Raw genomic sequence first — 13,597 nt, 5'->3', positions numbered from 1 at the left:
TCCCCGGCCGACCGGGGAAACCGCCAGGGGCCTCAGACCCCGACGGCGGCCTTCAGGTCGGCGGCCCGGTCGGTGCGCTCCCAGGTGAACTCGGGGAGCTCGCGGCCGAAGTGGCCGTAGGCGGAGGTCTGGGCGTAGATCGGCCGCAGCAGGTCGAGGTCGCGGATGATCGCGGCCGGCCGCAGGTCGAAGACCTGCAGCACCGCGGCCTGGATGTCCTCGTCGGGCACCACGCCGGTGCCGAAGGTCTGCACGTAGACCCCGACGGGGGCGGCCTTGCCGATGGCGTAGGCGACCTGCGCCTCGCAGCGCCGGGCCAGGCCGGCGGCGACGACGTTCTTGGCCACCCACCGCATGGCGTACGCCGCCGAGCGGTCGACCTTGGAGGGGTCCTTGCCCGAGAACGCACCGCCGCCGTGGCGGGCCATGCCGCCGTAGGTGTCGACGATGATCTTGCGGCCGGTCAGGCCGGCGTCGCCCATCGGTCCGCCCACGACGAACTTGCCGGTCGGGTTGACCAGCAGCCGGTAGCCCTCGGAGGGGATGTCGAAACCGTCGAGCACCGCGTCGATGACGTGCTTCTTGATGTCGGCCTCGAGGGTCGGGTGGTCGATGTCGTCGGCGTGCTGGGTCGAGAGCACGACGGTGTCGACCCGGACGGGTCGGTCGTCGGCGTCGTACTCGATGGTGACCTGGGTCTTGCCGTCGGGCCGCAGGTAGTCGAGCGTGCCGTCCTTGCGGACCTCCGTCAGCCGCTGGGCGAGCCGCTGGGCGATCATGATCGGCAGCGGCATCAGCTCGGCGGTGTCGTCGCAGGCGTAGCCGAACATCAGGCCCTGGTCGCCCGCGCCGCGCTTGTCGAGCTCGTCGAGCGAACCGCCCGTCCGCGCCTCGTGGCCGTCGTCGACGCCGGCGGCGATGTCGATGCTCTGGCCGCCGATGGCGACCTGGACCCCGCACGAGTGGCCGTCGAACCCCTTGAGCGAGGAGTCGTAGCCGATGTCGAGGATCGTCTGCCGGACCAGCTCGGCGACGGGCGCATAGGCATTGGTGCGGACCTCACCGGCGACCACGACCAGACCCGTGGTGAGCAGCGTCTCCACCGCGGTCCGCAGGTTGACGGTGTCGGAGTCGTTCGCCATCAGGTAGTCGAGCACCGTGTCGCTGATCCGGTCGGCGATCTTGTCGGGGTGACCCTCGGTCACCGACTCCGACGTGAAGAGACGTCCTGTCACAGCTCGCTTCTCACTCTCTGGTCCGAGGGCATGCCCGTCGCCTCACCCTACCGGGCGTCCAGCATGCAAGAGCGGGGTCTCAAGCCCCGAATCGCCGCGCGACCTGGTCCCACACGACGTGGGCCAGCGCGGTCTTGGTGCCGTGGGGCACCTCGACGCGCTCCCCGTCGGCGGCCAGCACCACGGCCTGGTTGTCGGCGCTGCCGAAGACCGCTCCCCCGCTGACGTCGTTGACCACGAGCAGGTCGCAGCCCTTGCGGGCGAGCTTGGCCTCGGCCAGCTCGAGCACCGACCCCGAGTCGTCGCCGGTCTCGGCGGCGAACCCCACGACCACCATCCCGGGGCGCACCCGGTCACGGGCGACCTCGGCGAGGATGTCGGGGTTCTGCGCCAGCTCGATCGGCGGGGCCGAGCCGTCGCCGACCTTCTTGATCTTCGCCTCGCTGACCGACACCGGCCGGAAGTCGGCCGGGGCAGCGGCCATCACGACGGCGTCGGCGGATGCGGCCGCGCCCACGACGGCGTCGCGCAGCTGGCCGGTCGTCTCCACCCGCACGACCTTGACCCCGGCCGGGTCGGGCAGCTCGACGTTGGCGCTGACGAGGGTGACCTCGGCGCCACGGGCGGCCGCGGTCCGCGCCAGCGCGTACCCCTGTCGCCCGGAAGAGCGGTTGCCGAGGAAGCGGACGGGGTCGAGCGGCTCCCGGGTGCCGCCGGCCGAGACGACCACGTGACGTCCCGCCAGGTCGAGGCTGGTGTGGTCGCCGCCGGTCGCCGCACGGGCCAGGACGTCGACGCAGAGCTCGAAGATCTCGCCCGGCTCGGGCAGCCGTCCCTTGCCGCTGTCAGCGCCGGTGAGCCGGCCCTCGGCGGGCTCGAGCACGTGGACACCGCGCTCGCGCAGCGTCGCCACGTTGGCCACGGTGGCCGGGTGCTCCCACATCTCGGTGTGCATGGCCGGCGCGACCACGACGGGGCAGCGGGCGGTGAGCAGGGTGCTGGTCAGCAGGTCGTCGGCCATGCCGTGGGCGGCACGGGCCACCAGGTCGGCGGTGGCGGGTGCGACCACCACCAGGTCGGCGGACTGGCCGATCCGGACGTGGGGCACCTCGTGGACGTCTTCCCACACGCTGGTGCGGACCGGCTTCCCGGACAGCGCGGCCCAGGTCGCCTCGCCCACGAAGTGGAGGGCCGACTCTGTGGGCACCACCGTCACGTCGTGGCCGGACTCGGTGAGCAGGCGCAGCAGCTCACAGGCCTTGTAGGCCGCGATGCCGCCGGTGACCCCGAGAACGACACGAGGCCGCCCCCCGTCCGGGGAAGCGGCCACGTCGTCGGTGTGGGTCATGCGGGACCGGGCCCGATCACTCGCCCGCGGTGAAGGTCGCCTCGAGGGACGCCTGCTGGCGGGCCTCCTCCTCGGCGGCGAGCTCGGCCGGGTCGACCTGCTCGCAGGTGAGGAGGTCGTCGTTGATCTCGCGCAGCGCGATCGAGAGCGGCTTCTCCTGCACATGGGTGTCGACCAGCGGGCCGACGTACTCGAGCAGGCCCTCGCCCAGCTGCGAGTAGTAGGCGTTGATCTGCCGGGCGCGCTTGGCGCTGTAGAGGACGAGCTGGTACTTGCTGTCGGTCTTGGTCAGCAGCTCGTCGATCGGCGGGTTGGTGACGCCCTCGGCGGCGATGTTGGGTGCAGACACGCGTGAAGCCTCGCTCGGGATGGTCTCGGGGTTCAGGAGTCGGCGGACTCCTGCTGATGCTTCATCAAGGCTACCAACTCCTCCGCGGCAGCGTGAACTTCGTGGTTGACGATGGTCTCGTCGAACTCCGGCTCCGCGGCCAGCTCCTGGTGGGCCGTCTCCAGTCGGCGCGCCTGCTCGGCCTCCGACTCCGTGCCCCGGCCGATCAGCCGCCGCACCAGCTCCTCCCACGAGGGCGGCTTGAGGAAGACGAACAGCGCCTCCGGCATCGTGGCGCGCACCTGCCGGGCCCCCTGCAGGTCGATCTCGAGCAGCGCGGGCCGTCCCTCCGCGAGCTTCTCCTCCACGGCGAGGCGCGGCGTGCCGTAGCGGGCGGCACCGTGGACCTGGGCCCACTCCAGCAGCTCGCCCGCCGCGACCAGCCGGTCGAACTCGGTGTCGTCGACGAACCAGTAGTGGACGCCGTGCACCTCGCCCGGGCGGGGGCGGCGCGTCGTGGCGGACACCGAGATCCACACCTCGGGGTGGTGGTCACGGATGTCCGCGGCGACCGTCCCCTTGCCGACGGCCGTGGGGCCGGCGAGCACGACGAGCCGGGACCGACGCGGACCCGGCGCGGTCACGCTCCGGTGCCCGGCTGTCCGAACTCGCGCTCGAGCGCGGCGACCTGCTTGGCCCCCAGACCGCGGACGCGGCGGCTCTCGGCGATCCCGAGGCGTTCCATCACCTGACGGGCGCGGACCTTGCCGAGCCCCGGCATCGACTGCAGCAGGTCGAGGACCCGCATCTTGCCGATGACCTCGTTGTTCTCCCCCTCCTGCAGCACCTCGGAGATGGAGGCGCCGGAGTGCTTCAGGCGAGCCTTCACCTCTGCCCGTTCACGCCGGGATGCGGCGGCCTTCTCGAGCGCCGCAGCGCGCTGTTCTGGGGTCAGGGGCGGCAGGGCCACGGGCCTCGGGATCCCTTCAGAGTGGGGTCGGCAGCATGAGCGGCCCAATCTAGCCACGTCGCTCGCAGCCCTGCAATCGAGGCGGGGCGGGCCGACCGGCCTGCTCAGCGGTAGAGCGGGGTCTGGCAGACGTCCTTCGCCTGCTGCTGCACGCCCTCGTACGCCGCTGCCACCTCGCCGCTGGCCAGCTCGTCCGCGGCGCGGGCGATGGCACGCTGCTGTTCCTCGCTGACCCCCGGGGGCGGGTCGTCGGCGTCGTAGTCGGCCGGCTCGACGCCGGCGTCGTTCAGGGCGGCGTCCAGCCCGTCGAGGGCACCGATGAGCAGCTCCCACTCGTCGGCGATGTCGCGCGGCGCCTCCGCGGCGAGGTCGCGGAAGACCGGCAGCGCCCGCAGCAGCGTGGCCGGCGAGTCCTCGGCCATGATCTCGCTGAGCTCGACCTGCCGGTCCTCGACCTCTTCGCAGTAGTCGGCACGCACGTCCTCCGGGCTCTCGCTGCACCCCCCGAGCACGCCGAGGGACAGCACGCCGGCCACGGCGGCCCTGGCCACGACGACCCGGCGGTGCCTCACCGCAACGCCCCGGCCAGCTCGTCGTTGGCGCGCCTGACGGCGTCGGCGAGCGCCGCGGGGTCGGGCCCGTGGCGCAGCAAGCCGCGCGAGGAGCTGGGGACGACGGTCCCGGCAGTGTCGCCGAAGATCCGGCGTACGTCGGCGGTGGTGGCCCCCTGCTCCCCGAACCCGGGCGCCAGCAGCGGACCGTTGATCTCGAGCGACTCGTCGGTGTGCCCGATGGTGGCCCCGACCACCGCGCCGAAGGAGCCCAACGGATCGGCGCCCTCGTTGAGCCGCCGCAGCCGCTCCAGCACGAGCCCGGCGACGGTGCCTCCTCCAGCGGTGGTCGCGTGCTGGACCTCGGGCCCCTCCCTGTTGGAGGTGAGGGCGAGCACGAAGACCCCGGCGCCGTGGCGGCGCGCGGTGTCGATCATCGGGTCGAGCGACCCGAAGCCGAGGAAGGGGCTGGCGGTGACGGCGTCGGCGGCCAGCGGGGAGGACGGGTCGAGGTAGGCGTCGGCGTAGGCCTGCGACGTGGAGCCGATGTCGCCCCGCTTGACGTCGAGCAGCACCAGGGCGCCGGCGTCGCGCGCCGTGGCGATCACCTGCTCGAGCACGGCCACGCCGCGGCTGCCGAAGCGCTCGTAGAACGCCGACTGCGGCTTGACCACCGCCGTGTGGGGAGCCACGGCCTCGACCGCGGTCAGGGCGAACCTCTCCAGGCCCCCGACGTCGACGGGCAGTCCCCAGTCGGTCAGCAGCCCCGGGTGGGGGTCGATGCCGACGCAGAGCCGGCCTCGCTCGTGCAGGGCGGCGTGCAACCGGGTTCCGAACGTCATCGGGTCTCCTCCTCGATCGGCGCAGGGTCGTGGGCGAGCGCCGCGGCCAGCCGGGCCGCCGTCGTCGGGTCACGGAACAGGGCCGCCCCGACCTGCACCCCCACGGCGCCCAGGTCCAGCGCCGCACGGGCGTCGGCGGTGTCGGCGATGCCCCCGCAGGCGATCACGGGGGCGGCGGGGTCGGCGGCCAGCACCTCGGCGACGCAGCGCAGCGCCAGCGGCCGGATGGCGAGGCCGGACAGCCCCGCGGGGCGACCGTCCGGCATCGCCGCGGGCAGCGCGTTGCCGACGACGACCGCGTCGGCGCCCGCCTCGAGCACGCTCCGGGCGCTCTCGGCGACCCGCAGCAGGTCGGTGCGCAGCTTGGCGAGCACCGGCAGGCCGCGCGGCAGCTCGCGGCGTACGGCGGCCACGACCGAGGCGGCGTGGAACGGTTCGCGCACGTCGAAGACGCCGTCGCCGGCGACGTCGGGCGGGGAGAGGTTGACCTCGATCCCGGCGACCCCGGGCGCGAGGCCGATGCGCCGGGCCAGCTCGGCGTACTCACCGAGCGACCTGCCGACGACGGAGACGAAGACGGCGACCCGCTGCTGGGCCAGCCACGGCAGCTCCAGGGCGAGGAACTGGTCGAGGCCGGGGTTCTGCAGGCCCACGGCGTGCACGAGGCCGGACGGTGTCTCCAGCACGCGCGGCTGCGGACCCCCGGGCCGGGCCCCGACCGAGATCGAGCGGGTGACGAAGCCGCCGAGCACCGCCAGGTCGGCGAAGGCGGCCAGCTCGCGACCGGTGCCACCACAGCCGGAGGCCACCATCACGGGGTTGCGGAGCTCCAGCGTCATCCGGGCACCCCCAGGTCGGCCCAGGCCACCCGGTCGCCCCGGAAGACCGGGCCGTCGTGGCAGGCGCGGACCTGGCGGGTGTGGCCGCCCTCCCCCACCACCGGCACCGCGCAGCCCTGGCAGAGCCCGGTGCCGCAGGCGACCGGTTGCTCCAGGGCGACCTGGCTCCAGGCCCCGGCGTGCTCGGCGGCTGCGGCCACCGCGTGCAGGGTGGGCAGTGCTCCGGTCGCGTAGACGACAGCGGCGCCGGAGCGCTGGAGCGCGTCCTCGACCACGTCGGCGACGGTCCCGCGGCGGCCCACGGAGCCGTCGGCGGTGACCACGGTGACGGCGCGGGCCGACCGACGGGCCTCCAGGGCCGACAGCAGGTGGGCCTCGTCGCGCGCGGCGACGACCAGCGAGACCGGGCACCCACGCTCGCGGAGCCGTTCGGCGAGCGGGAACAGCGGCGCGGCGGCGTACCCCTCGCCGACGAGCAGGCAGTCCACCGGCTCCGTGGGGAGCGCGAACGGGCGCCCGAGGGGACCGCTGACGGCGAGCCGGGTGCCGGCCGGTTGGGCAGCGAGCCAGCTGCTCCCGGCGCCGCGCGGCTCCACGACCAGCTCGAGGGTCGCGCCGTAGCCACCGCTGGTCTTGAGCCGGTGGATCCAGTACGCGCGCGGGGCGAGCAGCTGCGGGTCGGTCGAGACGGCGACGAAGCTCCCCGGCCGGAACCGCTCGGGGATGCCGGGCGCGACCACCGTCAGGTGGTGGTGGGCACCGATCCGGCGGTTGTCGAGCAGCTCGCCCGCCACGTGCAGCGGCTCCCGTGGGGCTGTCGGCGTCGCTCTCATGCGATCCCGTGGAGGACCCGCCGCGGCCACCACGGCCCCGCGTAGACGAACCCGGTGTAGCCCTGGAGCAGGGTCGCGCCGGCGTCGAGCCGCTGCCGGGCGTCCTCGGGCGTGGTGATGCCGCCGACGCCGACCAGGGTCAGCTCCTCCCCCACGCGCTCGCGCAGCAGCCGCAGGACGGCGGCGGCGCGGTCGCGGAGCGGGCGTCCCGAGAGTCCTCCGGCGCCCACCTGCTCGACCCGGTGCGGGTCGCTGGTCAGGCCCTCGCGGGCGATCGTGGTGTTGGTGGCGATGACACCGTCGAGACCGGTGGCGGTCGCGAGGTCGGCGACCGCCAGCACGTCGTCGTCCGCCAGGTCGGGAGCGATCTTCACCAGCAGCGGCACCCGCCGCTCGGTCACGTCGTCGGCCGTGCGCCGCACCGTGGTCAGCAGTGGCTCCAGCCGTTCGACCGACTGCAGCGACCGCAGCCCCGGGGTGTTGGGCGAGGACACGTTGACCACCAGGTAGTCGGCGTAGGGCGCCAGCAGCCGGGCGCTCTTGGCGTAGTCGGCCGCCACGGCCGTCGCGTCGTCCTCGGGCACCACCTTCGTCTTGCCGATGTTGACCCCGAGGACGGTGGGGGTCTCGGGGGGCTCGGTCCTCGCGAGCCGGTGTCGGCGGGCGTCGAGCCGTCGCGCCACCGCCTCGGCCCCGTCGTTGTTGAAGCCCATCCGGTTGACGACCGCGCCGTCGGCGGGCAGCCGGAACAGCCGCGGCCGGGGGTTGCCGGGCTGCGGCTCCCCCGTGACGGTGCCGACCTCCACGTGCCCGAAGCCGAGGGCGGCGAGCGCGTCGATGCCCACGGCGTTCTTGTCGAAGCCCGCCGCGAGCCCGAGCCGGTTGGGGAAGCGGAGCCCCATCGCCGTCACGGGTGCCTCCGGGCGCCGGACCCGGGACAGCGCGGGGCGCGCCGCCCGGATCGCGCGGAACCCGAGTCGGTGGGCCCGCTCGGCGTCCAGCCGCGAGAACCCCTGGCGGAAGAGCAGGTCGTAGCTCACCGGTGGGTCCCGGCCCACTCCTGCAGCGACCTGACCCCGATCTCGCCCGCGCGCATCGCCTCGATGCCCTGCACGGCGGCGCCGAGTCCCTGCACCGTCGTGATGCAGGGGATGTTGGCCAGCACCGCAGCGGTGCGGATCTCGTAGCCGTCGGTGCGCGCCGACCCGCCGCTGCTCGCACCCGCGGGGGTGTTGACGACGAGGTCGATCTCGCCGTCGGCGATCAGCTGCACGGTCGTCGGCTCACCGGCGGGCCCGGTGCCCTCGAAGTGCTTGCGGACCACCCGGGCGTCGATGCCGTTGCGCCGCAGCACCTCCGCGGTCCCCTGGGTCGCGAGGATCTCGAAGCCGAGGTCGGCCAGGCGCTTGATCGGGAAGATCATCGTCCGCTTGTCGCGGTTGGCCATGCTCGCGAAGACCCGGCCCCGGGTCGGCAGCGGGCCGTAGGCGCCGGCCTGGGACTTGGCGAAGGCCCGCCCGAAGAACCCGTCGAAGCCCATCACCTCACCGGTGGAGCGCATCTCCGGGCCCAGGACCGTGTCGACGGTCTGGCCGTCCGCGGTCTTGAAGCGGTTGAAGGGCATCACGGCCTCCTTGACCGCGATGGGGGCGTCAGGCGGCAGGTCGCCTCCGTCACCCTCGGCAGCGAGCAGGCCGGCGGCACGCAACGACGCGATCGGCTCGCCGAGCATCACCCGCGCCGCCGCCTTGGCGAGCGGCACGGCGGTGGCCTTGGAGACGAACGGGACGGTCCGCGAGGCACGCGGGTTGGCCTCGAGCACGTAGAGCACGTCGGAGCCGAGGGCGAACTGGATGTTGATGAGGCCGCGGACACCCACCCCCCGGGCGATCGCCTCGGTGGCCTCGCGGATCCGGCGGACCTCCGAGTCGCCCAGCGTGATGGGGGGCAGTGCGCAGGACGAGTCTCCCGAGTGGATGCCGGCTTCCTCGATGTGCTCCATCACGCCGCCGAGGTAGAGCTCCTCGCCGTCGTAGAGCGCGTCGACGTCGATCTCGACGGCGTCGTCGATGAAGCGGTCGACCAGCACGGGCCGCTCGGGACTGATCGCGGTGGCACGTCCGATGTAGGCCTCCAGCGCCGCGTCGTCGTAGACGATCTCCATGCCTCGGCCGCCGAGGACGTAGGACGGCCGCACCAGCACCGGGTAGCCGATGGTGTGGGCGATGCCCTGGGCCTCCTCGAAGGATGCCGCCATCCCGTGCTTGGGCGCGGGCAGCCCGGCCTCGGCCAGCACCCGCCCGAAGGCTCCCCGCTCCTCGGCGAGGTGGATCGCCTCCGGGGTGGTGCCGACGATGGGCACGCCGGCGTCGGCCAGCCCTTGCGCCAGCCCCAGCGGCGTCTGGCCGCCGAGCTGGCAGATGACGCCCGCGATCGGCCCGGCCTGCTGCTCGGCGTGGACGATCTCCAGGACGTCCTCGAGGGTGAGCGGCTCGAAGTAGAGGCGGTCGGAGGTGTCGTAGTCGGTCGACACCGTCTCCGGGTTGCAGTTGACCATCACCGTCTCGTAGCCGGCCTCCCCGAGCGCCAGCGACGCGTGGACGCAGGAGTAGTCGAACTCGATGCCCTGGCCGATCCGGTTGGGCCCCGAGCCGAGGATCAGCACCGCCGGGCGCTCCCGCGGCTGGACCTCGCTCTCCTCGTCGTAGGACGAGTAGTGGTAGGGGGTCTGCGCCGCGAACTCCGCCGCGCAGGTGTCGACGGTCTTGTAGACCGGCCGGATCCCCAGCGCGTGGCGCACCCCGCGGACGACCGGCTCGTCCATGTTGCGGATCCTGCCGAGCTGCCCGTCGGAGAAGCCGTGGCGCTTGGCGAGCCGCAGCAGCTGCGGCGTCAGCTCGGGCGCGGTGATGAGCTCCTGGGCGATCTCGTTGAGCAGGCACAGCTGGTCCACGAACCACGGGTCGATGCCGGTGGCGTCGTGCACCTCCTCCGGCGTCGCGCCGGCGCGGATGGCGTCCATGACGACGCGCAACCGCCCGTCGTGGGGAGTGCGGGCATCGGCCAGCAACCGCTCCTTGTCGAGCTCGACGTGGCGGTGGCTCCAGTCGAAGGGGGCGTCACGGCTCTCCAGCGAGCGCAGCGCCTTCTGCAGCGCCTCGGTGAAGTTGCGACCGATCGCCATCGCCTCGCCCACCGACTTCATGTGGGTCGTCAGGGTGGGGTCGGCACCGGGGAACTTCTCGAACGCGAACCGCGGCACCTTCACCACGACGTAGTCGAGCGTCGGCTCGAAGCTGGCCGGGGTCTCCTGGGTGATGTCGTTGCGGATCTCGTCGAGGGTGTAGCCGATGGCCACCTTGGCGGCGATCTTGGCAATGGGGAAGCCGGTGGCCTTCGACGCCAGCGCGCTCGAGCGGGACACGCGTGGGTTCATCTCGATGACGACCACCCGGCCGTCCTCGGGGTTGACGGCGAACTGGATGTTGCAGCCGCCGGTGTCGACGCCGACCTCACGGATGATCCCGAGCGAGAGGTCCCTCAGCTTCTGGTACTCGCGGTCGGTCAACGTCATCGAGGGCGCGACGGTGATCGAGTCGCCGGTGTGCACGCCCATCGGGTCGAGGTTCTCGATGGTGCAGACGATGACCACGTTGTCGGCCTGGTCGCGCATCACCTCCAGCTCGTACTCCTTCCAGCCGAGGATCGACTCCTCCAGGAGCACCTCGCTGGTCGGGGAGGCCGCAAGCCCACCGCCGCCGATGCGGCGCAGGTCGGCCTCGTCGAAGGCCATCCCGGACCCCGAGCCGCCCATCGTGAAGGACGGCCGGACGACCAGGGGGTAGCCGAGCTCACCGGCGCCCGCGAGCAGGTCGTCGACGGTGTGGCAGATGACCGACCGGGCCACCTCCCCGCCCAGCCGCTCGACGATCCGCTTGAAGGACTCGCGGTTCTCCCCCCGGTGGATGGCCTCGATCGAGGCGCCGATCAGCTCGACGCCGTACTTGTCGAGGACACCGGCCTCGGCCAGCGCGATGGCGGTGTTGAGCGCCGTCTGACCGCCCAGGGTCGCCAGCAGCGCGTCGATCGGTCGGCCGGCGTCGAACTCGGCCGCGATCACCTTCTCGACGTACTCCGGGGTGATCGGTTCGACGTAGGTCGCGTCGGCGAACTCCGGGTCGGTCATGATCGTGGCCGGGTTGGAGTTGACCAGCACGACCCGCAGGCCCTCGGCCTTGAGCACGCGGCACGCCTGGGTTCCGGAGTAGTCGAACTCGCAGGCCTGGCCGATGACGATCGGCCCGGAGCCGATGACCAGGACGGACTGGATGTCGGTGCGCTTGGGCATCAGCGCCCACCCCCCATGAGGTCGCAGAACCGGTCGAAGAGGTACGCCGCGTCGTGCGGCCCGGCCGCGGCCTCCGGGTGGTACTGGACCGAGAAGGCACGGAGCTCGCCGTCCGCGTCGCGCAGCTCGAGTCCCTCCACGACGTCGTCGTTGAGACAGACGTGGGAGACGGTGGCCTCACCGAACCGGGTGCGGGTCGCCCCGTCGAGCGGGGCGTCCACGGCGAAACCGTGGTTGTGGGCGGTGACCTCGACCTTGCCGGTGGTGCGGTCCATCACCGGCTGGTTGATGCCGCGGTGGCCGTACGTGAGCTTGTAGGTGCCGAAGCCGAGGGCGCGGCCGAACAGCTGGTTGCCGAAGCAGATCCCGAAGTAGGGGATGCCGGCGGCCAACGCCCCCTGCAACAGCTCGACCTGGGCGGTCGTCGCGGCCGGGTCACCGGGTCCGTTGGAGAAGAAGAGCCCGTCGGGCGAGACCGCGAGCACGTCGTCGAGCGTGGCGGTGGCAGGCAGCACGTGGGTCTCGACCCCCCGCTCGGCCAGCATCCGCGGGGTGTTGGCCTTGATGCCGAGGTCGAGCGCGGCCACCGTGAACCGCTTGTCGCCGACGGCGGGGACCACGTAGGCCTCGGTCGTCGACACCTCGCTGCTGAGCTCGGTCCCGGCCATCTCGGAGGAGGCGAGCACCCGGTCGAGCAGGGCCCGCGGGTCGGTCTCCGTGGTGGAGATCCCGACCCGCATCGCCCCCCGCTCCCGGAGGTGGCGGGTGAGGGCGCGGGTGTCGACGCCGGAGATCCCCACCACGCCCTGCTCGCGCAACGCGTCGTCGAGGGAGCGGCGGGAGCGCCAGCTGCTGGGGATCCGGGCGGGGTCGCGCACGACGTACCCGCTCACCCAGATCCGGGAGGACTCGGGGTCCTCGTCGTTCATGCCGGTGTTGCCGACGTGCGGCGCGGTCATGACCACGACCTGGCGGTGGTAGCTGGGATCGGTGAGTGTCTCCTGGTAGCCGGTCATGCCGGTGGAGAAGACCGCTTCGCCGAAGGTCTCCCCCTCGGCGCCGTAGGAGTCGCCGCGGAAGGCGCGGCCGTCCTCGAGGACCAGGATCGCCGGGGAGCGCAGGGCGGGAGGATTCACCTGCGTCGTACCTCCTTCTCCGCCTCACGGGACGGATCGTTAAAGGATGTCGAGCACGGCGACCCTACCAGCGACCGGCCGCATCGGCGGTGTCGGCGGACCGGCGTGGACGGCCGGATGTGACGGCCCGACCAGCGGCTGACATACTGCGGGTACGTACCGCGAGTATGCCGAGGAGTGAGTCGTGCCCCGCACCCCCGTCCGCCCCGTCCGGGTCCGAGTCCTGTCCACGGTCGTCGAGGCGCTCACCGGCGCGCTGGTCGCGGCCGCGGCGCTGGTGGCGCTGCCCGCCCACGCCCAGCTGGCCATCCCGGTGCAGTGCTCCAACGGCAAGACCGTGCTCGAGTGGGACGACACGACCTACGACCTCGACGGGACGTGTGGCGTCGTGGTCGTCGCGGCCGACCGCACCACGGTCTCGATGCCGGCCGCCACGCGCCTCGTCGTGCGCGGGGAGGACAACGACGTCGATGCCAAGACGCTCACCGAGCTGGTCGTCGCGGGACACGACAACCGCGTCGCCTCCCCGTCGGTGCGGCGGCTGCGCCTCGCCTCCCCCGGCTCGGTCGCCGACGTCGAGGGTCTCGTCGAGCGGGCCGAGCTGCGGCGCAGCAGGGGCACCCTCCGGGCCCGTCAGGTGAGCGAGCTCCTCGTGCGCGGGAGCGGGCACGACGTGCGCGCCCGCCGCGGGTACCTCACCCGGGTACCCGGCGACCGCAGCGAGCTCGCCTTCGGCAGGCTGGAGGACCTGCGCGTCGCCGGCGACCGCAACACCATCCGGGTCCGTCGCGGCGCCACGGAGGTCAGCGTCGGGGGATCCGCCAACCGGGTCCGGGTCCGCCGCCGGGGCTGAGATCCGCCTGGGGCGACCGACCCATCCGTGAGCTGCGTCACTCCGAATCACTGACGACTTCTCGGGGCCCGACCCGAGGAGGTGACGACGATGACCAGTGAGCACGACGCCTGGGCCAGCCTCCACCCGCTGGCCGCGGCACGGCCGACCTCGGTCGAGACCTGCCCCTGCGGGCAGGACCTCGACGGCAGTCGCGGACGCCACTGCCCGCGGTGCGGTACGTCGATCGCCGCCCGTGCCGCGTGAGGCTGACCGGCCCACGGCCCCATCCCCGGTGGCCGGCGGGCGCCCGGCGCGCGGCGGCCCTGGTCCAC

General features: G+C 73.1%; 14 protein-coding genes. 2 read left to right on the top strand and 12 right to left on the bottom strand.

What is annotated here, in order from left to right; genetic code table 11:
* Positions 1–32: 32 nt before the first annotated feature.
* The 12 genes from metK to carA all read right to left on the bottom strand — a co-directional run bounded on the left by metK (position 33) and on the right by carA (position 12,430).
* Positions 33–1,235, bottom strand: coding sequence for a methionine adenosyltransferase (gene metK / locus K6T13_RS07740; protein WP_222897911.1), 1,203 nt, complete (start codon positions 1,233–1,235; stop codon positions 33–35).
* Positions 1,236–1,314: 79 nt separating this feature from the next.
* Positions 1,315–2,583 (bottom strand): bifunctional phosphopantothenoylcysteine decarboxylase/phosphopantothenate--cysteine ligase CoaBC, encoded by a 1,269-nt coding sequence (gene coaBC, locus K6T13_RS07735; RefSeq protein ID WP_222897910.1) that lies wholly within the window; start codon positions 2,581–2,583, stop codon positions 1,315–1,317.
* A 16-nt stretch (positions 2,584–2,599) separates the two neighbouring features.
* Positions 2,600–2,932: a DNA-directed RNA polymerase subunit omega gene (gene rpoZ / locus K6T13_RS07730; RefSeq protein WP_222897909.1), complete on the bottom strand. Its 333-nt coding sequence runs from the start codon at positions 2,930–2,932 to the stop codon at positions 2,600–2,602.
* 32 nt (positions 2,933–2,964) lie between these two features.
* Positions 2,965–3,555: a guanylate kinase gene (gmk, locus tag K6T13_RS07725; RefSeq protein WP_222897908.1), complete on the bottom strand. Its 591-nt coding sequence runs from the start codon at positions 3,553–3,555 to the stop codon at positions 2,965–2,967.
* Positions 3,552–3,881, bottom strand: coding sequence for an integration host factor, actinobacterial type (gene mihF, locus K6T13_RS07720; RefSeq protein ID WP_222897907.1), 330 nt, complete (start codon positions 3,879–3,881; stop codon positions 3,552–3,554). Before mihF ends, gmk begins: the two co-directional genes overlap by 4 nt.
* Positions 3,882–3,985: 104 nt before the next feature.
* Positions 3,986–4,453 (bottom strand): hypothetical protein, encoded by a 468-nt coding sequence (locus K6T13_RS07715; RefSeq protein WP_222897906.1) that lies wholly within the window; start codon positions 4,451–4,453, stop codon positions 3,986–3,988.
* The gene (gene pyrF, locus K6T13_RS07710; RefSeq protein ID WP_222897905.1) at positions 4,450–5,274 is read right to left on the bottom strand and encodes an orotidine-5'-phosphate decarboxylase; all 825 of its coding nucleotides are present in this window, start codon (positions 5,272–5,274) and stop codon (positions 4,450–4,452) included. Before pyrF ends, K6T13_RS07715 begins: the two co-directional genes overlap by 4 nt.
* Complete coding sequence (locus K6T13_RS07705) at positions 5,271–6,113, bottom strand: nitronate monooxygenase (RefSeq protein ID WP_222897904.1); 843 nt, start codon at positions 6,111–6,113, stop codon at positions 5,271–5,273. Before K6T13_RS07705 ends, pyrF begins: the two co-directional genes overlap by 4 nt.
* Positions 6,110–6,946 (bottom strand): iron-sulfur cluster-binding protein, encoded by an 837-nt coding sequence (locus K6T13_RS07700; protein WP_222897903.1) that lies wholly within the window; start codon positions 6,944–6,946, stop codon positions 6,110–6,112. The genes K6T13_RS07705 and K6T13_RS07700 overlap by 4 nt, the downstream gene beginning before the upstream one ends.
* On the bottom strand, positions 6,943–7,986 hold the full coding sequence (locus K6T13_RS07695; protein WP_222897902.1) for a quinone-dependent dihydroorotate dehydrogenase: 1,044 nt from the start codon (positions 7,984–7,986) through the stop codon (positions 6,943–6,945). Before K6T13_RS07695 ends, K6T13_RS07700 begins: the two co-directional genes overlap by 4 nt.
* The gene (carB, locus tag K6T13_RS07690) at positions 7,983–11,294 is read right to left on the bottom strand and encodes a carbamoyl-phosphate synthase large subunit (protein WP_222897901.1); all 3,312 of its coding nucleotides are present in this window, start codon (positions 11,292–11,294) and stop codon (positions 7,983–7,985) included. Before carB ends, K6T13_RS07695 begins: the two co-directional genes overlap by 4 nt.
* On the bottom strand, positions 11,294–12,430 hold the full coding sequence (carA, locus tag K6T13_RS07685) for a glutamine-hydrolyzing carbamoyl-phosphate synthase small subunit (RefSeq protein ID WP_222897900.1): 1,137 nt from the start codon (positions 12,428–12,430) through the stop codon (positions 11,294–11,296). Before carA ends, carB begins: the two co-directional genes overlap by 1 nt.
* A gap of 184 nt (positions 12,431–12,614) precedes the next feature.
* Here carA and K6T13_RS07680 point away from each other — a divergent pair, with 184 nt between their 5' ends.
* Together K6T13_RS07680 and K6T13_RS07675 are read left to right on the top strand one after the other, a co-directional pair.
* Positions 12,615–13,283 (top strand): hypothetical protein, encoded by a 669-nt coding sequence (locus tag K6T13_RS07680; RefSeq protein WP_222897899.1) that lies wholly within the window; start codon positions 12,615–12,617, stop codon positions 13,281–13,283.
* Positions 13,284–13,373: 90 nt separating this feature from the next.
* Positions 13,374–13,529 (top strand): hypothetical protein, encoded by a 156-nt coding sequence (locus K6T13_RS07675; RefSeq protein WP_222897898.1) that lies wholly within the window; start codon positions 13,374–13,376, stop codon positions 13,527–13,529.
* Positions 13,530–13,597 lie beyond the last annotated feature (68 nt).

Source organism: Nocardioides coralli, from assembly GCF_019880385.1.
In the GTDB taxonomy this organism is placed as follows: Bacteria; Actinomycetota; Actinomycetes; order Propionibacteriales; family Nocardioidaceae; genus Nocardioides; species Nocardioides coralli.
This window is presented reverse-complemented; position numbering and strand designations above follow the sequence as displayed.